This is a genomic window from Pseudomonas syringae CC1557, from assembly GCF_000452705.1.
GTDB lineage: Bacteria > Pseudomonadota > Gammaproteobacteria > Pseudomonadales > Pseudomonadaceae > Aquipseudomonas > Aquipseudomonas syringae_F.
Genome location: NZ_CP007014.1, coordinates 2,620,193 through 2,641,983, shown reverse-complemented (window position 1 = coordinate 2,641,983; position 21,791 = coordinate 2,620,193). Strand labels below are relative to the sequence as shown.

Sequence of the window (21,791 nt, the reverse complement as noted above, 5' to 3'; positions counted from 1 at the left end):
ATGTCACTGCGATTCAAAGGGGCCGACCTTCGCCCTGTGCTGACCGAGGCGATCGCCAGCCAATGCCGCCTTATCCTGGTCAAGGACCAAGGCGTATACTTCCTCGCCGAGAACGGCGAGCGCCGCCCGGATGGGCGGGTGAAGCTGCTAGCCTATGCCGTCGGCTGCAATCCGGATACAGACCCGTTTGGCAACTGGTGGGAACTAGCGCTCGCCGAACTGGGCGGCGATGACTTCGCCGAGTACCTTGATCCGAAGGACAGCTTATTCACTCGCATTCTGCACACCACTGACGACCTGGTGCTTTCCGCCACCGCCACGCATCTATCGCTGGAGGCGGTGCCTCCCGCGTAACGCGGCAACCGCCACTCGGCCCTCGCCAGTGGTCGGCAATATCCCCAGTAAGCCAGCATCCGGACTGTTCCGGGCATTGATGCAGCAGCCAGAAGAAAAAAGCCCTTCACTTATGATGAAGGGCCTTTTTTTAGAACTTATTCAGCGCTCTTTATCCACGCTTGAATAGACGCTCATGCATCCACCCATCGTTGGTCAGGATGACCGCCGCCTTGGCTTGTATGTCTCCCTGAGTCTGTTCCGCAAAATTCTTGTAGTTGGCACGCATGACTTCCGATTTGGCCCAGTCTTCTGCACCGTCTACCTTGTAGCGGTAGTTCACCTGCGACAGCTTTACGCCCATCATGTCGCTGGGTTCAGTGAAGTTGTCCACTTCCACGACGGTGTACTTGCCGGTACAGAAGGCATCTTGCCCAGCCAGCGTGTTCGCACCGTTGGCGACGAGGAATTTCTTACCGGTGTCAGTGATTTGGTACTCGGTGGCTGGCTCCATCTTGTTGCCGAACATGGCTTTGACTTCGGTGTCTCGCTTCGTCAACAGTCCGGCATCGACCAGCGCATCGGCGCGCTTCTTGTTCTGGCCGCTCAGCATATCTTGATTCGCCAGGGTGAACGGCAAGCCCTTTGCAGGAATCGAAGCGCATAGGCCCTTCTTGAGTGTCCAGGTACGCCTGGATGGCCTTGCTGAAGTTGCTCTTGTTGGCGTCTTTGGCGCTGCCGCACGCAGCAAGCGTAAAGGCAAGGCTACTGATGGCGACGATCTTGATGGCGGTATGCAAAACGAACTTCCTCTGTAGGTTAAGACAAACAGTTATTTATTTTGGCAGCGCGATTAGGCGATGTGTGTTCTCGGCATGGTGAGTGGTTTCTAATCGGTTCGTAGAAGCGTAGTGCGCTTTCCTGCGGACGAACATATAAAAGGGAGTGGGTTCACTTCCCACCGCCCGATGCATAGAAGCGCAATGGCACAGAAAGGAAATGCGCGATACCCATGCAAACAGGGGTGTAGCGGTATCCCCGCAAATTCTCAGAAACAAGCGCTTTTATGGGTCAGCGGGCGATGCCAGTCAAGGTCTGTAGCCCCACTTCTCGATAATGGATTCCACGATGGCTTGATTTGCTGGGGTCGTGCCTGGACATGTCGTCAGATATGTCCGGCGTGCCTCCGCCGTGGCCGGCGGGTTGAACTGCGGGCTCCATACCTGGATAGCGTGGAAGACTGCGATCGGCGCCGAGCATTCGGGAGTCGGCGTTCCGGAGCCGGACACGCTGGCCATGCAAAGAAAGACCGTGCAAGGGTCCGGCGCCTGGGCGCGAGCTGTAGCGCTCAGGCCAAGGCCCAAAGTCGCAGCCAGTGCGATAGTGGCGGAAATAGTGCGTAGCTTCATGGTGAATACCTCCCTGGTAGTGATTGAAATGACGTGCTTGTCTGTGGGCGACTTGCGATAAGCGTGGCTCAGCGAGACAGCGCCCGCGCCGCTTGCTGTGGCGTCGGCTGGATTAGGCGATGCGTGGTTCTCGGCATGGCGGGTGGCTCTTAGTCGGTTCGTAGAGGCGGACGGCGCGGTCTGAGGGGGTGCGGTGAAGTTCTGTACCAAGTCTTACGCGAGAAGGTGGGGTGTAGCACTTAAGCATCTGCATAGTTAGGCATGAGTGCTCCAGAGTGAGGCTCGCGCCGCACCACTTTACCGAAACTATGCCTGACCACAACTTTAGGAAAGTCTCCGGTGCGGGGGGCTGGACTAGGAAATTCGCTAAACATCTGAATTTTAAGAATATTTCTTACGATTTCGTCGCTTCCGCTGCAACTGCTGTGGCAGACGATGGTCGACCTGGACAAAGGGAAGCGATCGGTTGCCGATTCATTGCTGCCCCGAGAGTAAGCTCCGCCCATGCTGCCCCCATGCCTGCTGACGTTGTCAGCGACATGCCAGGCAACCATCGGTCTTCGAGGTTGCGGCGCAGCTCCCGCTGCGTGACCGAGCCAGCTCGCACCGCATCCACCTGCGAGCGTCCACCGGCCTGTCCGGTGGCGGATGCTTTCGCCTTATCAACCCATCGCGGGGTTACGCACCCTTCCCCGCTTGCGTGGGCTCGGTGTGTCTCCGCTTCTTCCCTATGGAGATTCACCATGAACACCACGTCCAACGAGAAATCGTACTTCGATCTGCACACCTCAGGCATCGGCTATCTGCAACGTGCCCGTGAAGTACCCGTCAGGGGCGGCCGCCGTGCGCAGCCTTTCGTTGCATGCACCATCGCCGCGCTGGTCGGCCCCGCCAGGGATCCCAGCTATCGCTACTTCGACGTCAAGGTCTCGGGTGCAGAGGCCAAGAAGCTCGTTCAGCGCTACGTCGGCGTTGAAGATCCCAAGCAGCGCCCGCTGGTGCGCTTCCGCCTCGGCGACCTCTGGGGCGATGCGTACATCCGCGACAAGGGCGAGCACAAGGGCAAGGCCGCCGCGTCTCTCAAGGCGCGACTGCTCAAGGCCGAGCTGATCGATAGGGCCGAACTGGCTTCGATCGAGCAGCACGAGCTGATTACCCGTGGCATCGGCTACCTCAACCGTCCGAAGGACGTCACCCCCAAGGGTGGCGATCCGTTCCTGTCGTGCTCCATCGCCGCACTGACAGGACCTGTCGATGAACCGGAATACCGGTACTTCGACACGATCGTCGCCACCCCTGAAGCCGAGCATCTGGTTCGCCGATGCGTGCAGGCCATCGAAGGGGATCGCAAGGTGCTGATCGCCTTCCGTCTCAACGACATGAAGATCGATCCGTACATCCGCACCAAGGGCGAGCACGCCGGGGAACCTGCCGCGAGCCTGGAATCGACGCTGGTCCACATCGGTCTGATCAAGATCGACGGCACCCAGGTCTATCCGACGAGCCAGGCGCAAGCCAAGGCGCCGCCGGAGATGGACGCATCCGCGACCAAAGCCGACACCATCATCGACACGGCCGCCAACCCCGTTTCCGACCAACCTATCGAGTACGCCGAGCGCGAGCACGAAGGTGCGGTCGAGGAGCAGGAACTGGCATTGGTTGCTTCGTTTTGACCCGGCTTGGCCCCTCACGGGGCCAAGCCGCTTTTTCCTATTTCTCAAAGGAGAGCCATCATGGCAGTCACATCGGTGCCCGAGAGATCGGTATCGCCCATCGTCGTCCCGGGCCAGCTCACGCTGCGCACCGTCCGCGGTAAGTACGGCCCGTTCCCGGTCGGCCGCCTTTCCACACACCTTGGTGTGTTCGAGGTCAAAGACCCCGAGCTGGAGCAGTACCCCGAAGGCAAGTACGACGGAGAATTCGTCATCAGGTACATCTTTCCGAAGTCCTATCCGGTCGGCGGCGGCATGCGGTTCGAGATCCGCGCCAGCCTGGACGGAATGACGCTCAACGGCATAGAAAAGCTGAGCCGTGACGAGGCACGCAGCTTCGCCACACAGGATGTCGATCCGCTCGAAGAAGAGCTTGGGGCGCAGCCGGTGGCAACGTCGGCCAAGCCCGCCAGAGCCTCGCGACCCGCCAAACCTGCCCCCTTGGAGGCATCGGCGGACCCGCTGATTGATACCACGCCGTTCGGTGTGGATGCGCCGCCGCCCGCTGCGTCTGCCGCCCCCGGCAGCGAAGAAGATCCGGACGCCGCGCTGTTCGGCGCACTGTGGCCGCTGGGCGAATCTGTGAAGCTGGATTCGACCATTGACCGCCGCGCCTTGCGCGCACAAATCGCCCGCCTGAACGAGCTGGGTTTCGCGCTGGACTTCAAAACGCAAGAGTGGAGCCGACAGGCCGAACTGCAAACTGCGTACCCGCCGCGGCGCTGATGGTCTGAACCAGGAGAAACCGACATGAGCCTGATCCTGGCAATGCTCCCGCGGTCGCTGCTGGCATTCGTTGAAGAGCAGTTGTCCAACGACGAAGTTTCCTCGGACGAGGAAATGCTGGAGTACTTCATCAACAACGGTCTCACCGAGGAACAGGCGCGGCAGGCACTGACCTACCGCGACCAGTACCTCAACAACATCTACCTGGACGGCTTCACGCCGATCACAGCATCAGACGAGGTGCTTCATTTCAATCCGCACACCCGGCAGTTCGAGCCGGACTGAGCGTTTTCCTTCCAGCCCAGGGGCAGCACCAGCCTCCGAGGGCGGTGCTGTTCCCGGTCAATCGAGGACATCACCATGCCCGCAAACACTTCTTCCACCACGCTGTATCGCATCGACGAATGCCCGGACGTGATGGCCGACGCCTGCGTCGGCAACAATCAAGGCAACCTGATCTTCCTTTCGATCTGGGCGCGCGACACCGCCGTCCAGCAGTTCCTAGCTCGTCTGACCCTTGGCGGCGACGAGCAGGGACTGGACCAGTTCCACGTCATCACCGACCAGGGTGGCAGCGTCCCGGTGTTCATCGGCAACGTTGATCGACTGGAAAAGCGCGTCACACGCGCCTACCGGCGCACGCTGTTCGGCTCTCTTTCCAACGTGTGGCTGTTCGACCGGCGCTGCGTCAAGCCCGACAAAGCCAACGCCAGCGCGCTGGCATTGCTGCCACGCGACAGCGCCCACCGGCTCGACCGCCTGTGGATGCTGGTGCGGGACACCTGCCCGTTGCCCTTGCTCGATCACTGGCGCGAGACCGTGCTGGAACTGCTGCAAACCCGCGAGATGCTGACCCGCCTTCCGTTCGCCCTCGGGCCACTGGAAGGCCATCAGCTCACCATCGACGTGCCAGCGCTGACTCTGGCGCTGGGCACCCTGATCCGCAGTGACGTGCTCACCGCCGATGCCTATCCGGCCAAGATTTCTGCGCCCAAAGCGGTAACGGCTTGACCTACCCGTGGAGGCACGCCTTGGCGGGCTTCCACCATTCATCCCCACCAACCAGGAGATATTGATGGCCCTCATGTTCCCGCGGCTCGCCCGCAATTTCATTCGCAATGGATACTTCCCTACGGATGAACCCACGCTCGAAAGAGCTCTCAACGCACTCATGCCAAGCGACGGACCGATGTGCATTCTCGATCCTTGCGCAGGCGAAGGCGTGGCGATCGCTGAAGCCGCCCATGCCCTCGGGCGCGAGCAGGCCAAGGCGTTCGCTGTCGAGTTCGACGCGGAGCGGGCACGCCATGCCCGCGGCCTGGCCGATCACTGCCTGCACGCGGACCTGATGGACACGATGATTTCCAAGCAGTCCTTCGGGCTGCTCTGGCTCAACCCTCCGTATGGCGACCTGTCCAAAGACGTCAACGGCAACATTGGGTATCAGGGCCAGGGCCGCGCCCGCCTCGAAAAGCTGTTCTATCAGCGAACCTTGTCGCTGCTGCAGTACGGCGGTGTGCTGGTCTTCATCGTTCCAGGCTACGTGCTGGATGCGGAGCTGGTCGGCTGGCTGACGCGCCACTACACGGACCTGCGGATTTACCGAGCGGTAGAGACGCAGTTCAAGCAGCTGGTGATCTTCGGCCGCCGGATGCGCCAGCGCGAGCAGGCGCCGGATGGCGTCAAGACTATGCGCAATCTGCTGCTGCAGGTTGGGCTTGGCGAAGTCGAAGCCGAGGAGCTGCCGAGCGAATGGCCGCTCCAGCCTTACATCGTCCCCGCCAGTCCGGCCGAGCCGGAGCACTTTTTCCGCGTGACGATGGAGCCGGAGCAGTTCGCCGATGAGGTTGGTCGGCTCCAAGGCCTCTGGCCATCGCTGGACACGCACCTGGGGGCCGCGCAGCAGTCGCTGCGTCCTCCAGCGCGTGCTCTTTCCCACTGGCATCTCGCTTTGGCCCTGGCCGCGGGCGCGATATCAGGCGTGGTGCGTTCCAAGACAGGGCGCCTGCTCGTCGTCAAAGGTGACACCCACAAGGACAAGACGCTCCAGAGGGAATTCACCGAACGCGACGACGGCTCCATCGCCGAAACCCGGATCCTCACCGACAAGTTCGTCCCCGTCATCCGCGCATGGGATATGACGCCTGGCTCCCCGACACGGGGCGAGGTGTTGACCATCCGCTAATCCCCGGACGCCTGACGTCCCGCTGCACTTCATCAAAGGAGAAACACCATGCTCTCACGTCTGTTCCAGCGGCCTGCGCAGCAGAAGCAACCAGTGTTCGCACCGGCCTCGCTGCAGTTGAGCGAAAAGGTGCATTGGCTGGCCTGCAAAAGTCTCATCGATCCCCTCGCTTATGTGCAGCGTCATGTGCGCGGCGATTGGGGAGAGATCGACGAGGCGACCCGCCAAGCCAACGACGCCGCACTCCAACAGAAAAACCTGATGATCTCCTACTACCGGATCACGCCGGAGCTGGTGCTGATCGTCAGGACCAGCGAAGACCACCAGACAACGGTGGTCCAGCTTCCCGAAGAGCGCGACATGATCTGAAGACAGCACATCGTCATCCCATCCACCTGACGGAGCCACTTCACTCCGCCAGGGGTGTCGTGGCTCAATGCTACATCAAGGAGGAGCCCATGGCATCGCATCGCATAGAGACCTACTGCCGGGAGCTGCTGTTTCCCATCGGCGCACTCATCCTCAGCAAAGGCATCGACCGCATGGTCCGCTCTGGCCGTCTGGACCCGCTTCCGTACTTCCGTCGCCACGCCCGTGGCGATTGGGGTGAAGTCACCGAGGAGCAATGGCAAGCCAACGGCATCGCACTGCAATCGGGCGCATCGCTGGAGTCGCACTACGTGGTCCACCCTGAGCTGAGCATTCGCATCGTCACCGATGCGAAACGCCATTTCACCCTCATCGTGCTGCGGTCCGAAGACTAAGCACGTTTCACCCACAGGCTGCCAAGGCCTGCGTTTTCCATCCACCGTCGGCCGCTTGCCGATTGAGATTGATCTTCCCACCCCGGGGCATGCCATTGCCCCGCTGGGGGTGGTGCATGCCCCATTTTTCTTTGGAGCATCACCATGTCCCTCGATCTCGACTCTACTGCCGCAGAAGACACTCCCGTGCAGGGCGAACTGCTCGATGCGGAATCTTCCCCTTTGACCCTGAGCCTTCAGGATTTTGTCGGTGAGTTCGGCGACGAACTGCTCGACTCCCTCAATCGCGCAAACCCGCCGGTCTATACGGGCCAGCCGCAGGCGCACCGTCAGCTCATTGTCACCAGCCTCAAGCGCAAACTGTTTGAGGCCCAGGCCGAAGTCGTCCATGCCGCCGCCGAGTTGCTTATCGACCGTGGCGAGCGCGCCGCGATCGTCAACGGCGAAATGGGCTGCGGCAAGACGACCGTCGGCATCGCCACGGCCGCCGTGCTCCATGCCGAGGGCTACCGCCGCACCCTGGTTCTTTCGCCACCGCATCTGGTTTACAAGTGGCGGCGAGAGATTCAGGAGACGGTGGCCGGCGCAAAGGTCTGGGTACTCAACGGCCCCGACACACTGGTCAAGCTCATCAAGTTGCGCGAGCAGTTGAGCGTGCAGCCCACGGCTCAGGAGTTCTTCGTCCTGGGGCGCGTGCGGATGCGGATGGGCTTCCACTGGCGGCCCGTCTTCAGCCGGCGGCGCACCCGCGACGGCGACGTAGCAGCCTGCCCGGACTGCGGCCATGCCATCACCGACCTCGACGGCGAACCGGTCAATCCGATCGAACTCGAAGCCGAGGAGTACCGCAGGAAGTGCAGCCATTGCGCCGCGCCTCTTTGGACTCTGGTCCGCCCGAGAAGCCTGTCCGGTAGCGACCAGTCCTCGGCCGTCCTCAAAGCCTTGAAACGCATCCCGACAATTGGGGAAGTAACCGCGCAGAAGCTGATGCAGAAGTTCGGTGACGGCTTTCTGGCATCGATGCTGGGCGACAACATCCATGAGTTCATCAACTTGATGGATGACCGCGGCGAGCTGGTCTTCTCAGACCGCCAGGCGACGCGCATGGAACGTGCGATGGCGAACATGGAGTTCGGGTTTGGTGAGGGAGGCTATCAGCCGTCCGAGTTCATCAAGAGATACCTTCCTCAAGGTACGTTCGACCTACTCATCGCCGACGAGGCGCACGAGTACAAGAACGGCGGCAGCGCCCAAGGGCAGGCCATGGGTGTGCTGGCAGCAAAGTCTCGCAAGACGTTGCTGCTCACTGGCACGCTGATGGGTGGCTACGGTGACGACCTGTTCTATCTGCTGTTCCGAGCCCTTCCCGGGCGGATGATCGAAGACGGCTACCGCCCGACCACGAACGGCAGCATGACCTCGGCCGCGATGGCGTTCATGCGCGATCACGGTGTCCTCAAGGACATCTATTCCGAGAGCACCGGCACGGCGCACAAGACTGCGAAAGGCACGAAAGTCAGTGTCCGAACGGTCAAGGCTCCGGGCTTCGGCCCCAAGGGCGTGCTGCGCTGCATCCTGCCGTTCACGATCTTCCTCAAGCTCAAGGACATCGGTGGCGACGTTCTGCCCCCGTATGACGAGGAGTTCCGTGAAGTCGCGATGGACACGGCACAAGCCGCGGCCTACCGCGACCTGGCGGGTCGGCTAAACACGCAGCTGAAGCAGGCTCTGGCGCGACGCGACACGACCTTGCTAGGGGTGGTTCTCAACGTGCTGCTGGCCTGGCCGGATTGCTGTTTCCGGTCGGAGACCGTGGTGCATCCGCGCACGCGGGACACCTTGGCATTCGTCCCGGCTCAGTTCAACGAGTTCGAGATCACTCCCAAGGAGCGCGAGCTAATCAACGTCTGCAAGCAGGAGAAGGCGCAGGGGCGCAAGGTCCTGACCTATACGGTCTATACCGGCAAGCGCGACACCACGTCGCGCCTGAAGATGCTGCTGGAACAGGAAGGCTTCAAGGTGGCGGTACTGCGCGCGAGCGTAGATGCCAGCCGCCGCGAAGACTGGATTGCCGAGCGGTTGGACCGCGGCATCGATGTGCTCATCACCAACCCCGAACTCGTCAAGACGGGATTGGACCTGTTGGATTTCCCGACGATCGTGTTCATGCAATCGGGTTACAACGTGTACTCGCTCCAGCAAGCGGCTCGCCGTTCCTGGCGCATCGGGCAAGAAGAGGACGTGCGAGTGATCTACCTTGGCTACGCCGGCTCCTCGCAGATGACCTGTCTGGGGCTGATGGCCAAGAAAATCATGGTCTCGCAGTCCACCTCGGGCGACGTGCCCGAATCGGGGCTTGATGTCCTGAACCAAGACGGTGATTCAGTCGAGGTCGCACTGGCCCGGCAGCTTGTCGCCGCCTGACTCTCTCTACTTACGGCCCTTCGGGGCCGTTTTTTTTGAGCCATGGCCAGTAAATCGGATATAGCGTGATGTGCGTTGTTTGCTTTTGCACACGTCGTTAGCATTGATGTAGAGGGCTTGATGTTTCAAGACACCAAGCTGCATTCTCCGCCTGTCAATAAGGCAGCTGTGCTATAGGAAAAATATTTTATTTGACCTATATTTCCTGGCTTGAATAAGATCTTAGACGCCATAAATCGATCATTGTTATCTCACACACCCAAGCACTGATAATCGTACCATGCAAGAATGAGAGGAATTCCATGAAATTTCTTTGGACTTTAGTGGTATTTCTCCCATGCTTCGTTGAAAGCGTTCAAGCTGAGCAGGGCTGTCCACCGGGGCAGTACCAGATCGGAGGACAAGGTGCGGTAGCATGTGCGCCGATTCCACAAGAAAACTCCGGTCAACAGCAACCAGTTGCTCCGCGTCCAACCGGAGAATGGATAGAAACTTGGGGGGCGATCGCGATGGGGTCCATTGATGCCACGACGAGCTTCGGTGTAACTACTGGTAAGCTTTCAAAATCTGAGGCGGAGGAGGATTCGCTAAGGCGTTGCGCTTCTCACGGTGAGGATAATTGCAAAGTTCTTATTTCATATCACAATCAATGCGTAGCGCTCGCCGAGCCTCAAATAAATGGAATGCCATTTTCTACAGGCGTGATTAGTGCAAGTAGAGCCGGAACCATCGCGGAAGCAAGTGAAATGTCCGCCAAAGACTGTAAAGAAAAAAATAAACAAACACCTTCTGCTCAATGCAAGGTGGGGTACTCCGCTTGCACAGAGCAAATTTTCCACAAATACTGAATTCGAGGTGAGATGATATGAGGTTAAGATGGATACTAGCTTATCGGATTAGCCTCGCAAGCATCTTTAAGGGGGGCAAAATGTTCAAGATCCTACCTCTACTCTTTATCATGGCCTTCGCATCTAACGCCATAGCAGAAGGCGCATGTCCCCCAGGGCAATACCAGATCGGAGGTCAAGGAGCGGTAGCGTGCGCGCCGATTCCACAAGAAAACTCCGTTCAGCAGCAGCCAGTTGCCCCGCGTCCAACGGGGGAATGGATTAAAACATGGGGGGCAATCGCAGTAGGCTCTGTTGATTCAACTACGATCTATGGCATAACTACAGGAAAACTCTCAAAGTCTGATGCAGAGGAAGATTCACTAAAGCGTTGTTCCTCGCGTGCAAAGGATAACTGCAACGTAGCGTTCACATATCACAATCAATGTGTAGCCATCGCAGAACCTCAAATAAACGGATTACCACTTACCGATGGCTTAATTAAATTTATAAGTGCAGCAACAATTGCCGAAGCAAGTACCGAAGCCTCTAAGAGATGTATTGAGCTCAACAAAAAAGTGCCTAATACGACGTGCAAAGTTGTGTACACAGCCTGCACAGAGCCACTTTTCTACAGGTACTAAACTCGAGATCAAGCGGCATGAAATTAACATATATATCAAGTTTCGCTATTTTGTATTTGACAATGAGGCCTACGACCGTGCTATTCAGACCGCATCCTGACGTACAGTTCGCATATTCGTGAGCGGCCCGACTCCAGCGGCGATGGTATAGCCAATCAGAGCAATAATCGCACCATGCAGAATGAGAGGAATGCTATGAAATTTCTTGGGATTTTAGTCGTATTTCTCCCATGCTTCGTTGAAAGCGCTCAAGCTGAGCAGGGCTGTCCACCAGGACAAATTCCCGCGCAAGCTGGTGGAAAACATGACTTCTTGCGGGCCAATCCCACAAGGCTATTATCAGCAACGTCAGCCTGAGCCTCCTCGCCCAACGGGGGAATGGATTAAAACATGGGGCGCGATCGCAGTAGGATCTATTAATTCAACTACAAACTATGGCGTTCCTACTGGCAAGCTTTCTGAATCCGAGGCAGAGGAAGACGCAATCAGGCGCTGCTCCTCACACGGAGAAACCAATTGCAAAGTTATTTTTACATACGAAAATCAGTGCGCAGTCATAGTAGAGCCGCATATAAATGGAAAGCCATTCTCGACCGGCTTCGTCAGAGCTGTTGGACGAGCCACTATCCCAGAGGCAAGTAGCGCGGCGATAAAAATTTGCACAGAAGATAATAAAAATACGCCCCAAGCAAAATGTGAAATTGTATATAGCGCATGCTCTGAACCTATATTTAATAAATACTGATTTATTTTAGAAGTTAGCGAATGCATCGTCTTATAAATAACATCTCCTGTGAGAGCACCGCTTCACGAGCTTGTTGTAAAGAGCATGAGCTGAGCAATACCTGCAAACAGGGGAAGGCACTGGGGCGCAAGGTTCTTACCTACACAGGCTATGCCGACAGGCTTTGAAAGCGATGGAAAATCAGGCGCAACGTGATTCGCATTGTTTGCTGCCGTACACATCCTTAGCAGTGATGGTGAGGGCTCGCTGTCTCAGGATGCCGGACTATGCCCTCCTCTCCACTCCGTTTCCACCATCCCGCACGCAACCTGCGGGCGGGACTCATCGGCCTGCTCTTGTCGGCGCTGGCTAGCGGCTGCGCGACTACCGCGGCGTCGCACGCGCCCGATGCCTTCGAGAAAACCTCGCCCGCATCGACACCCGAGGCGCCGCAGTTTATTCCGGTCGTGCGCTCTGGGCGCTACACCTTGGTGGAACTCGCCCCTATGGCAGCGCAGCGCGACCTGCTGCTACAGACCGTCGATGTCTCGATGCCCGAAGAAGCCCGCGCCACGGTCGGCGACGGACTTCGGCATGTACTCAAGCGCAGCGGCTACCAACTCTGCGAGACAGGGCAAGCCGTGATCGAGTTGTACGCGCTGCCGCTACCGGCGGCGCACTTGAACCTGGGCCCCCTGACACTGCGCGATGCGCTGCTCACGCTGGCCGGTCCGTCCTGGGAGCTGCGTGTAGATGACCGCACGCGCCGAGTCTGCTTCGAGCAGGTCAGCGGCGACGCTACCGCGCCGGCGCCCGGACAACCTGCCGCCGACGCGATGCAGACGTTGCCTTTCGCGGGAGGCCAACAATGAACAACGTTTCACAGTCTTCCTGGCGCGCGACTGCCGCCGTCGTCGTGCAAAGCCTGCTCTGGCTTTGGCTGATCAGCCTGAGCGTCTTCGCTATCCTGAACCATCAAACGATGAACAATCTGGCCGACCGGGAGCGTGTCGATTCCAGCATGCAGCGTCTCGAAACGCAGATCGCTAGACTCACCGAGACCACCAAAGCCTTGCAGCAGCGACCAGCAGCCGCGACCGCCGCTGGCTTGCAAGATATCCGGCAGGCCCTGGATGCCCGCATCGCACATATCGAGCAGACGCTGTTCGGCCTTGCCGCCATGGACGATCTTCAGGCACTGCGCGCCGAGGTCGAGCAGATCAAAACACGACAGGCACCTGCAAAGCCGCGTTCGCAGAACAAGCCCACTGCCGCCAAGCCTGAGCCGACCCCACTGCCGTTCCGCATCGTGGGTGCCGAGTTGCGCGCCGGCCAGCGCAGCGTAGCCGTCGCCCCATCATCGGGAAATTTCACCGCCGACCAAGTGCAGGTACTGCTGCCCGGCGACGCGTTTGGTTCCTGGCGCTTGCAGGCCATCGACCGGAATACCGCCGTGTTCCAGGACGGCGAGAAGACCCGCCGTGTGGCGATTCCCTAACGCAGAGACCATGAGATGAAACACCATCCCATCCTGATCTTCTCGCTGCTGGCGGCGCTGCATCTGTCGGCCTCGGCCCAGGAGCCTGCCACAGCCCAGTCCCGTAATGCGCCCAACCAGGAACGCCCCCTGGCGGGCCGCCCCCTCGACGACCACATGGCGCGCGACTGGGGACTGCAACCCCAGGAATGGGCACGCTACCAGGAGCTGATGAAGGGCCCGCTGGGCATCCAATCGCCCAACGTGGACCCACTGACCGCGCTAGGTATCGAAGCTCGCTCGGACGAAGAACGGCGCCACTACGCGGAGCTGCAAGTCCAGGTCGAAGCGCGTCGCGTCGAGAAACTGCTCGCCTACCAGCGCGCCTACGACGAAGCCTGGCAGCGGCTGAACCCCGGTATGCAGCGTGTGAACCTGCCCGATGACAAGCCGAGTGCCACCGCGCGCGGCAGCGGTCGCACAGCGGTGTTCGTCAAGGATGGCTGCGCGACCTGCGAGCAGCTTGTGCAGCGTCTGCAAACCTCGGGGGGCGAATTCGACCTGTACATGGTTGGCAGTCGCCAGGACGACGCGCGTATCCGCGAATGGGCCAAGCGCGCCCAGATCGACCCGGCACGGGTGCGCAGTGGCAGCATCACGCTCAACCACGATGGCGGTCGCTGGCTGTCGCTGGGTGTACCTGGCGACCTGCCGGCCGTCGTGCGCGAGGTAAATGGCCAATGGCAGCGTCAGCCGTAGCCGCTCCTCCCCTCTTGCGGCCCCTGCGAGCAGTGGTGCTCTCTGCCGGCCTTTGTGTCTGCGCTGCCCAAGCCCAAGAGGTTCCGCCACCGGCCTACCAACTTGCTGCGCAACGGGCGGGCATTCCCTCGACCGTGCTCTACGCCGTGGCTTTGCAAGAGAGCGGCATCCAGCGCAAAGGACGCAATGTTCCATGGCCGTGGTCCCTCAACATCGCCGGGCAGTCACGCCGCTTCGCCACGCGCGCCGACGCCTGTTCCAGCTTGCAGCAGGCGATGCGCTCCACGCCGCACACGCGCATCGACGCCGGCTTGGGCCAAATCAACCTGGGCTACCACAAGCAGCGCTTCACCAGTACGTGCGACCTGCTGGACCCTTACCGAAACCTTGCGATCGCAGCCGAAATCCTGAAGGAGCAACACGTGCCCGGCGAAGACTGGCTGCTCGCGATCGGCCGATACCACCGCCCCGCCGGCGGCGAGCCTGCCGCCCGCTACCGGCGCAGTGTGTCCCGCCACCTCACCCGTGTGCAACCGCCGCGGTGATCGCCGCGAGCCAGGAGATCTCCCCATGATGAAATTCCATCTGACTCTGCGGGGCCTGCTCATGCTGCTGGCGGCCCTGCCGTTGGCCTCGTATGCCGGCGAGCCAATGATCGTGGTCGAGGACCGTGGCGGAGCGTCGGCACTGCCGTACTACGAAGCCCTCAACCTCCAGCCGCGGGCCGATGGCGCGGCGCGGTCGCCCATCCCGACGCCCCAGGTTCCCGCGACACCCGCAGACGAGGCCGCGATGCTGCCGGTGCGCAGCGCCAGGCTCACGCCCGGTACCGTCGCGCGGCGGGTAATCGAGGCACCCGGCCTTCGGCCTTTCGTGATCGTCGGCGACGACAAGGCTTCCCAGGACTGGCTGCGACGCCATGCGGCCTCGTTGCACGAGCGTCGCGCCGTCGGCCTGGTGGTCAATGTCGAGACCGTGCAGGCCTTGACGCGGCTGCGCACGCTGGTGCCTGGCGTGCCGCTCGCGCCCGTGTCCGGCGACGACCTGGCCGAACGCCTGGGCCTGCGGCACTACCCGGCGCTGATCACCGCCACCAGCATCGAGCAATGAGGCCATGTCGGGGAAACAGCCGGTTGAAGTTCTGCTTCGCCCAGCGGTGGAGCTATACACCGTCGCAGCGTGTGCAGGCGCCGCGTTTCTGTCCTTGGTGGCCCCGTGGTCGCTGGCGCTGAGCCCGGCCATGGGCGTCGGCAGCGCGCTGGCATTCATTACCTACGGCGCGATCCGCTATCGCGATGCCCGCATCATCCTGCGTTACCGGCGCAACATCCGCCGCCTGCCGCGCTATGTGATGACGAGCAAGGACGTGCCGGTCAGCCAGCAGCGACTCTTCATCGGCAGGGGCTTTCTGTGGGAGCAGAAACACACCCATCGGCTGATGCAGACGTACCGGCCTGAGTTCCGCCGCTACGTTGATCCGACACCCGCATATCGACTGGCAAGGCGCCTGGAAGAGCGACTGGAGTTCGCGCCGTTTCCGCTTTCGCGTCTGCCCAGGCTCACGGGCTGGAATGCGCCTTTCAACCCGGTGCGACCGCTGCCGCTCGTGGGCGGCCTCCCACGGCTACATGGCATCGAACCGGAGGAAGTGGACGTCAGTCTGCCGCTGGGCGAACGCGTCGGGCACTCCCTAGTGCTGGGCACGACGCGCGTGGGGAAGACCAGACTGGCCGAGTTGTTCATCACCCAGGACATCCGCCGCAAGAACGCCGCAAGCGAGCATGAAGTCGTCATTGTCATCGACCCCAAGGGCGATGCCGATCTCCTGAAGCGGATGTACCTGGAGGCCAAACGCGCGGGCCGCGAAGGCGAGTTCTACGTTTTTCATTTGGGATGGCCGGAGATTTCCGCGCGCTACAACGCCGTGGGGCGCTTCGGGCGCATCTCGGAAGTCGCAACCCGCGTTGCCGGCCAGCTCTCCGGCGAAGGCAACAGCGCGGCTTTCCGCGAGTTCGCTTGGCGCTTCGTGAACATCATCGCCCGGGCATTGGTGGAACTTGGGCAGCGCCCGGACTACATGCTGATCCAGCGACACGTCATCAATATCGACGCGCTGTTCATCGAGTACGCCCAGCATTACTTCGCGAAGACGGAGCCCAAGGCGTGGGAGGTAATCGTCCAGATCGAGGCCAAGCTCAACGAGAAGAACATCCCCCGCAACATGATCGGGCGCGAGAAACGTGTGGTGGCGCTGGAGCAGTACCTTTCCCAGGCGCGCAACTACGACCCGGTGCTGGATGGCCTGCGCTCAGCTGTGCGGTACGACAAAACGTACTTCGACAAGATCGTCGCCAGCCTCTTGCCACTGCTTGAGAAGCTCACCAGCGGCAAGATCGCGCAGCTCTTGGCGCCGAACTATTCCGACCTGGCAGACCCGCGGCCAATCTTCGATTGGATGCAGGTGATCAGGAAGCGTGCCATGGTCTACGTGGGTCTGGATGCGCTGTCCGACGCCGAAGTCGCCGCAGCGGTCGGCAACTCGATGTTCAGCGATCTCGTCTCGGTCGCAGGCCACATCTACAAGCACGGAATCGACGACGGCCTGCCAGGGACATCGGCCAGCGCGCGGGTGCCAATCAACATCCACGCCGACGAGTTCAACGAACTGATGGGCGACGAGTTCATTCCGCTCATCAACAAGGGCGGCGGTGCCGGGCTGCAGGTCACCGCATACACGCAGACGCTCTCGGACATCGAGGCCCGCATTGGCAATCGGGCCAAGGCCGGTCAGGTGATCGGCAACTTCAACAACCTGTTCATGTTGCGGGTCCGGGAGACGGCCACGGCCGAACTCCTGACTCGGCAACTGCCCAAAGTCGAGGTTTATAGCACCACCATCGTCTCGGGCGCGACCGACAGTTCAGACATCCGTGGTGCGACCGACTTTACGTCGAACACGCAGGACCGTATCAGTATGTCCAGCGTGCCGATGATCGAGCCATCGCACGTGGTGGGTCTACCCAAAGGACAGTGCTTCGCGCTGCTACAGGGCGGTCAGCTCTGGAAGATCAGAATGCCGCTGCCGGCCCCTGCCCCCGATGAGGTCATACCGCAGGATCTGCAACAGCTCGCTAGCTATATGCGCCAGAGCTACACCAACACCACGCAGTGGTGGCAGTTCACCAGTTCTCCGGTCATACAGGACACAGCCTTGCCCAGCGACCTGCTTGATGAGGCGGTCACCGCTGTGCCCAACGCCGATGCCAGGGCGATAGATGACGCCGGCAACGAGTCCTCGCCATGAAAGACGTCGCCTCAACCGCGCAGCGAGAGCAGAACCAGAGCCAAGGCCTGATCGTCAGCACCCTTACGCTGCCGTTTCGGCTGCTCGGAGTGCTGATCGGCTCGCTGCTATTTTCGATCGTCGTGGAGTGTGTCGGCATGCACCTATTCTGGAAGGATCAGGGCTGGCGGCACTCCCAACAGATGTTGCAGTACGAACTAGGGCACCTCTCCAACCACTTCACGCGCAGCCTGGTCGTGCAGGAGCCAGGGCGCACGGCGCACGAGTTGGTGAATACCGGCTACGAATGGGTGTTCGTGCGCTCGGGCCTGCTGGAGCGCATGAGCCTGACTGCCGAGCACGCCCGCGCGCCCAGCCACGGGCAAACGCACAACTTTCGCTACTACATCAGCCAGATCTATGTCTGGACCGAGAGCTACCTGATTGCCTCGGCTTTCACGACGCTCACTTTCCTAGTGAGACTGCTTGTTCTGGTGCTTATGCTGCCGCTGATCTTGACGGCGGCATTCGTGGGCCTGATCGACGGCTTGGTACGGAGGGATGTGCGCCGGTTCGGCGCGGGCCGCGAATCTGGGTTTATTTATCACCGGGCAAAAGCAAGCCTGATGCCGCTGGCCTTGCTGCCCTGGGTCACCTACCTGGCGCTGCCGACCTCGGTGCATCCGTTGCTGATCCTGCTGCCCGGCGCAGCCTTGCTGGGCTTGGCCGTGAGTCTGACTGCGGGGAGCTTCAAGAAGTATCTCTAGCCCGAATGGCACTTACTTCACGTCGTTTAGGATGTCCATGCTTACGGGCGCGTTCCCGAGCGAGGGGCCGTGGCTTCCTTGAGCCAAAGGTAAGATTTTGGTCACCGCGCATGATGAAGCGATGGTCCCGCTCCTGGAGCAATTGCACTAGCCAGGCAGCCGGATAGCCCCGGTCAATCAGCAACACATCATCGGAGCCGAGCTTGATCGGCGCGCACGCAAGGTTTCGTTGAGCCAGCTCAGCGCGGGCAGCGGCAGCTGGCGCTTGCGCGTGAAGGCTGTTGGGTAATCGGGGTGTCGCGCGTGCTGAGCGAATCAGTCCGATGCGATGGCCTGGGACAGCTCCATCGGAAGATGCTGGACGGAATCAAAGGTATTCGCTCTTCATGGCAAGAACAAAGAAGTCAGAACCCCTAATTATATTAACAACTTACGAAAGCTCTAGGGTTAAGCTCGGTTCAGTCGCGAGGGTGAAATAGTTGCCGAATTAAAAGGCAAATATATTGAAGAGGCTAAGCGATTAATATATCCAAGTATGGGGCTCCTTATTATGAGACGTCTTCGCCACCAAGCATTATTGCTCACTTGCCCCCGCCAAAAGAAAAGTTTTACATATGGGAGAGGTAAATTTCCTCTTTTGACAGGACTTCCCCAACAGGTTCTTGCGTTGACACCTCGCAAGGTCACCCCATTATTGTGGAAACCTACCAAACCCAGCGTATTGACTACAGTTGAAATGTGCAAATAAAAACAAATACAGAGGCTAAACTCAAGATACCCAGGTTTCAAAGTGCAGTTCTCTGGAAAAGTCCTTGATGAACATCATGTAGCTAAACCACGCCGAGCCTAAAACTGCTACAGCAAAAGGAAGATAAAGAAATTTGATAAAAGCCATTTTCTTTGACTTCGATGGGCTCCATCTCGTGTTGAGTGGAACTTGACCTCACGCACGGCGAACGAAAGACGACGATTCGTGGAGTAGTAGGCTGGCGTTTTTCTCCAAGAATTACGCGATGGCCGTTCGGGATCGATACTGATATCGCTGGCTTCCAATCCTTCAGCACAGCACGGCGGACGATTGCTGGTTTCGAGGCGGTACTGTCGTTGAGGAAAGGGGTCGGCTTTTCCGGCCGCTGGACAGTCAACCATCAGGACGATTTGGTTGCGCGCCTCTTCGGGACTTACAAAGGTTAAAAACGCGAAAGCTGTATTTTCAAAGGTAGCCGCGGCTTCTGTGGACATTTGCGACGAGGCAAATGAGCGCTTCGTCAGATCACGGGCCAACCCGCGCTGTCATCATATCCAACAAAAGATTTGGTAGAAGAAGGCTACGGAGAGCACAGCAAGCATCACTGTAACGAGCTTCAAAAGCCTCGCCGAGTGCCGTAGGGAGAAAAATGCCCAGAAGCAAGCAATCGCGCTGATCACGGCATATATTGGCCAAAGGACAAAAGGCAAAAGGAAGGACAGAGCATAAAAAAGCCCGCCTGGGTCAATCTCTAGGGCGGCCTTCTGAAGTATGGGCAGTGTCTCTAATGTAGCCCAGAAAGCAAGCTCGCAACATGCGAGAATTGCGAGGGGAAAATAGATAATCTTGGCCCACAGAGAATGGGGGCTATTCGTCTTATCTGTCATGGCGGTGGCCTCGTTGCATGTGCCCGGTTATCCCGCTGCCTTTAAACGTTTATCCCAAATTTTAGCACGACATCGCAGATGAAGGGTTGAGCGACATTGAAGTTGACGACTCCAATGGCCACGATGGTGGTTGCGCCTTATCCTCCTTTTATGTTCAAGAGCGATGTCGCTCGTCGATGTCATTCGACGACATCGGAGTTTCAATGGTGATGTTTTCATCGTTGGGGGCGATGCCGATGGCCTCCGGATTGGATGAATCCACCGAATTAACCCATGTCACCCCTTGGACGCATATCGGGCATGAGGCTTGATGCGATGTTGCGCCCGCGGGCGAGATCCACCTTGCATGAACCGCTGCGTGTAGGCGGCCAACTGCTGCAAGGCTTGGTTGATCTGTGCAAGCACATCCCCCAGGCGCAGCAGCAAGCGCGGCAAGCACACCGCCGCGTAAGCCCGATTGCAGCGATGGGCGGCCTCGCCCACAGGATAGGCATCCAGCGCAGTAGCACACATCAGCCAATCCATGTTGTCCGCCAGCACCTTGGCCGCCACATCAACAATCAACGCCTGTTGACTCAATCCCGAGACCGCCTCCAGATGCAAGCGATGCTTTAGACGCTTGAACACCTCCTCGATACGCCAGCGCTGGTGATACAGATCACCAAAGGCCCCGCAGGCACATCATTAGGCGCTTAGATTCGTCGCCAGCACCCGTATCGTGCCGGTGGGCGCGACATTGGCCACCAGACGCACAGAGGGGGCCGTGCGCTAACACGCCCAGTCAGCCGCATCCTTGGCCGAAACCGCAGCGTTGAGGCCTATCGAGGCGATGAAAAACCTCAACATCTGGAGTTTCTACATCCGCCTCGCCCAACGTCCGATTGCACCGAGGACGCTGGGCCGGCCCGTTCACTCGGCTTGTGCGCCTTAGCCCCCTCATCAACAGTCTGAATGATGTGCTGGGGCTCCACAGTGCCAGCACCTTGGTGCAGGAATACCGCAGGCATCCACCGATCCCACCACTAGCCCACCAATCCGGTCACCCGTGGATTCCTATTGTTCGCAGCTTAAAGCAGCGCTGATCGCCACGATCTGGCCATTGCTGCTTACACAGGAATGGCGCGATGGTAGCTTCGATCTGGCTGCGCGCCGCGCATCGCGGCGTACCCACTGTTCTCGCAATGGCCCTCTTGATGGGGCTGTCCCCGACGTCCTTTGCCGAGTCTCCGGCACAGCGCCAGGAGCTGGTCGCCGCGCTGCGCCAACTCGATGCGCTGGAGCGCACCGTCGCGGACAGCGCCGCGCATGCCCCCGTCACGCCGGGCGAGCGCTACCACTTCGACTATCCGCGCCTCCAGGCTGATCTGGCGCGCGTGCGCACCGGTATCCGGGATCACCTCAATCCTTCGCGTGCCCAGCCGCGCGATCCATCCGAACTGGCCGGCGACTACCGCACCGAGCGGGGAGCCGAGCCGCCGCGTACGACCGCGGAGGAACAGCCATGAACGCTGCCCAGGTATCGGCATTCCAGGCCAACAGCGGTATCGCGCCTTCCGCGATGGCGACCGTCCTGGTCGGCGTCGTCTTCGCGGTCCTGCTCGTCTGGGGCGTCTGGGCCATCCGAACGGCCTACGTGGGGTGGTCCGAGAGCCGCCTCAACCAGCGCCAGTTCCTCGGCGTGTGCATCCGCTTCGTCGCGATGTACCTCGTCCTGAGTTTCTTCCTACTCTCCTGACCTGAAAGGACTGACCATGCAAAGCCGCATCCTCACTTCCCGTCTTGCTCAGCGTGCCACTGTGGCCCTGGGCGCAGCCGCGCTGCCCGCGCTGTCGTTCGCACAGGGACTGCCGCAACTGGAGAACCCCACGCGCGGCGCCGGCAACGGCATCATGGAGACCATCCGCAATTACGGCTACGACATCATCATGCTCGTAGCCTTGCTGGTCGTGGCGTCGATGTTCATCGGCGTCTGCTACCACGCATACGGCACCTACGCGGAAATCCACACCGGCCGCAAAACTTGGGGTCAGTTCGGACTCACCGTCGCCATCGGTGCAGTGCTGCTCGTGATCGGTATCTGGCTCCTAACCGAAGCCACCGGCATCCTGTAAGGGGACTGGCC

At 59.9% G+C, this 21,791-nt stretch carries 24 protein-coding genes and 1 pseudogene; 23 read left to right on the top strand and 2 right to left on the bottom strand.

What is annotated here, in order from left to right; all coding sequences use genetic code 11:
* The gene (locus tag N018_RS12065) at positions 1-354 is read left to right on the top strand and encodes a DUF3085 domain-containing protein (RefSeq protein ID WP_025389721.1); all 354 of its coding nucleotides are present in this window, start codon (positions 1-3) and stop codon (positions 352-354) included.
* A 151-nt stretch (positions 355-505) separates the two neighbouring features.
* On the opposite strand, the gene N018_RS12060 is transcribed toward N018_RS12065, so the two are convergent.
* On the bottom strand, positions 506-973 hold the full coding sequence (locus tag N018_RS12060; RefSeq protein WP_229631368.1) for a hypothetical protein: 468 nt from the start codon (positions 971-973) through the stop codon (positions 506-508).
* Positions 974-2,485: 1,512 nt separating this feature from the next.
* On the opposite strand from N018_RS12060, the gene N018_RS12050 reads away from it, so the two are divergent.
* The 19 genes and pseudogenes from N018_RS12050 to N018_RS26415 all read left to right on the top strand — a co-directional run.
* Entirely contained in the window at positions 2,486-3,415 is a 930-nt protein-coding gene (locus N018_RS12050; protein WP_025389719.1) for a DUF3577 domain-containing protein, read from the top strand.
* Between the two features lie 60 nt (positions 3,416-3,475).
* Complete coding sequence (locus N018_RS12045; protein WP_025389718.1) at positions 3,476-4,180, top strand: DUF3275 family protein; 705 nt, start codon at positions 3,476-3,478, stop codon at positions 4,178-4,180.
* 24 nt (positions 4,181-4,204) lie between these two features.
* The gene (locus N018_RS12040) at positions 4,205-4,465 is read left to right on the top strand and encodes a hypothetical protein (protein ID WP_025389717.1); all 261 of its coding nucleotides are present in this window, start codon (positions 4,205-4,207) and stop codon (positions 4,463-4,465) included.
* A 75-nt stretch (positions 4,466-4,540) separates the two neighbouring features.
* The gene (locus tag N018_RS12035; RefSeq protein ID WP_025389716.1) at positions 4,541-5,191 is read left to right on the top strand and encodes a hypothetical protein; all 651 of its coding nucleotides are present in this window, start codon (positions 4,541-4,543) and stop codon (positions 5,189-5,191) included.
* A gap of 7 nt (positions 5,192-5,198) precedes the next feature.
* Positions 5,199-6,365, top strand: coding sequence for a DUF6094 domain-containing protein (locus N018_RS12030; protein ID WP_409554887.1), 1,167 nt, complete (start codon positions 5,199-5,201; stop codon positions 6,363-6,365).
* A gap of 48 nt (positions 6,366-6,413) precedes the next feature.
* Positions 6,414-6,734 carry a hypothetical protein gene (locus N018_RS12025; protein ID WP_025389714.1) on the top strand — a complete coding sequence of 107 codons (321 nt, stop codon included), beginning with the start codon at positions 6,414-6,416 and terminating at the stop codon, positions 6,732-6,734.
* An 89-nt stretch (positions 6,735-6,823) separates the two neighbouring features.
* Positions 6,824-7,129 carry a hypothetical protein gene (locus N018_RS12020; protein WP_025389713.1) on the top strand — a complete coding sequence of 102 codons (306 nt, stop codon included), beginning with the start codon at positions 6,824-6,826 and terminating at the stop codon, positions 7,127-7,129.
* 144 nt (positions 7,130-7,273) lie between these two features.
* On the top strand, positions 7,274-9,553 hold the full coding sequence (locus tag N018_RS12015; protein ID WP_025389712.1) for a helicase-related protein: 2,280 nt from the start codon (positions 7,274-7,276) through the stop codon (positions 9,551-9,553).
* A gap of 302 nt (positions 9,554-9,855) precedes the next feature.
* On the top strand, positions 9,856-10,401 hold the full coding sequence (locus tag N018_RS26430; protein WP_080274821.1) for a DUF4189 domain-containing protein: 546 nt from the start codon (positions 9,856-9,858) through the stop codon (positions 10,399-10,401).
* A gap of 17 nt (positions 10,402-10,418) precedes the next feature.
* Positions 10,419-11,024 carry a DUF4189 domain-containing protein gene (locus N018_RS28560; RefSeq protein ID WP_080274820.1) on the top strand — a complete coding sequence of 202 codons (606 nt, stop codon included), beginning with the start codon at positions 10,419-10,421 and terminating at the stop codon, positions 11,022-11,024.
* A gap of 304 nt (positions 11,025-11,328) precedes the next feature.
* Positions 11,329-11,769, top strand: coding sequence for a DUF4189 domain-containing protein (locus tag N018_RS28555; protein WP_418903477.1), 441 nt, complete (start codon positions 11,329-11,331; stop codon positions 11,767-11,769).
* 266 nt (positions 11,770-12,035) lie between these two features.
* The gene (locus tag N018_RS12010; protein WP_025389711.1) at positions 12,036-12,620 is read left to right on the top strand and encodes a PilL N-terminal domain-containing protein; all 585 of its coding nucleotides are present in this window, start codon (positions 12,036-12,038) and stop codon (positions 12,618-12,620) included.
* Complete coding sequence (locus tag N018_RS12005) at positions 12,617-13,246, top strand: hypothetical protein (protein ID WP_025389710.1); 630 nt, start codon at positions 12,617-12,619, stop codon at positions 13,244-13,246. Before N018_RS12010 ends, N018_RS12005 begins: the two co-directional genes overlap by 4 nt.
* 15 nt (positions 13,247-13,261) lie before the next feature.
* Positions 13,262-13,984: a TIGR03759 family integrating conjugative element protein gene (locus tag N018_RS12000; protein ID WP_025389709.1), complete on the top strand. Its 723-nt coding sequence runs from the start codon at positions 13,262-13,264 to the stop codon at positions 13,982-13,984.
* On the top strand, positions 13,966-14,529 hold the full coding sequence (locus tag N018_RS11995) for a transglycosylase SLT domain-containing protein (RefSeq protein ID WP_195757174.1): 564 nt from the start codon (positions 13,966-13,968) through the stop codon (positions 14,527-14,529). Before N018_RS12000 ends, N018_RS11995 begins: the two co-directional genes overlap by 19 nt.
* 25 nt (positions 14,530-14,554) lie before the next feature.
* Positions 14,555-15,094 (top strand): integrating conjugative element protein, encoded by a 540-nt coding sequence (locus N018_RS11990; protein WP_025389708.1) that lies wholly within the window; start codon positions 14,555-14,557, stop codon positions 15,092-15,094.
* A gap of 4 nt (positions 15,095-15,098) precedes the next feature.
* Positions 15,099-17,288: a type IV conjugative transfer system coupling protein TraD gene (gene traD / locus N018_RS11985; protein ID WP_025389707.1), complete on the top strand. Its 2,190-nt coding sequence runs from the start codon at positions 15,099-15,101 to the stop codon at positions 17,286-17,288.
* Complete coding sequence (locus N018_RS11980) at positions 17,285-18,034, top strand: TIGR03747 family integrating conjugative element membrane protein (RefSeq protein ID WP_025389706.1); 750 nt, start codon at positions 17,285-17,287, stop codon at positions 18,032-18,034. Before traD ends, N018_RS11980 begins: the two co-directional genes overlap by 4 nt.
* 1,038 nt (positions 18,035-19,072) lie before the next feature.
* Positions 19,073-19,228, top strand: a pseudogene (locus tag N018_RS26415) (IS6 family transposase); the annotation flags it as partial.
* A 717-nt stretch (positions 19,229-19,945) separates the two neighbouring features.
* On the opposite strand, the gene N018_RS28020 reads toward N018_RS26415, so the two are convergent.
* Complete coding sequence (locus N018_RS28020; protein ID WP_267872194.1) at positions 19,946-20,326, bottom strand: transposase; 381 nt, start codon at positions 20,324-20,326, stop codon at positions 19,946-19,948.
* 467 nt (positions 20,327-20,793) lie between these two features.
* Between N018_RS28020 and N018_RS11965 the strand changes: the two genes are divergently transcribed.
* From N018_RS11965 to N018_RS11955, 3 genes are read left to right on the top strand one after another with little or no spacing between them, the layout of a single operon-like run.
* Positions 20,794-21,174, top strand: a complete 381-nt coding sequence (locus N018_RS11965; RefSeq protein WP_025389703.1) for an RAQPRD family integrative conjugative element protein — start codon at positions 20,794-20,796, stop codon at positions 21,172-21,174.
* Positions 21,171-21,404, top strand: coding sequence for a TIGR03758 family integrating conjugative element protein (locus N018_RS11960; protein ID WP_025389702.1), 234 nt, complete (start codon positions 21,171-21,173; stop codon positions 21,402-21,404). The genes N018_RS11965 and N018_RS11960 overlap by 4 nt, the downstream gene beginning before the upstream one ends.
* Positions 21,405-21,420: 16 nt before the next feature.
* Positions 21,421-21,780 (top strand): TIGR03745 family integrating conjugative element membrane protein, encoded by a 360-nt coding sequence (locus N018_RS11955; protein WP_025389701.1) that lies wholly within the window; start codon positions 21,421-21,423, stop codon positions 21,778-21,780.
* The last annotated feature ends 11 nt before the right edge of the window (positions 21,781-21,791 follow it).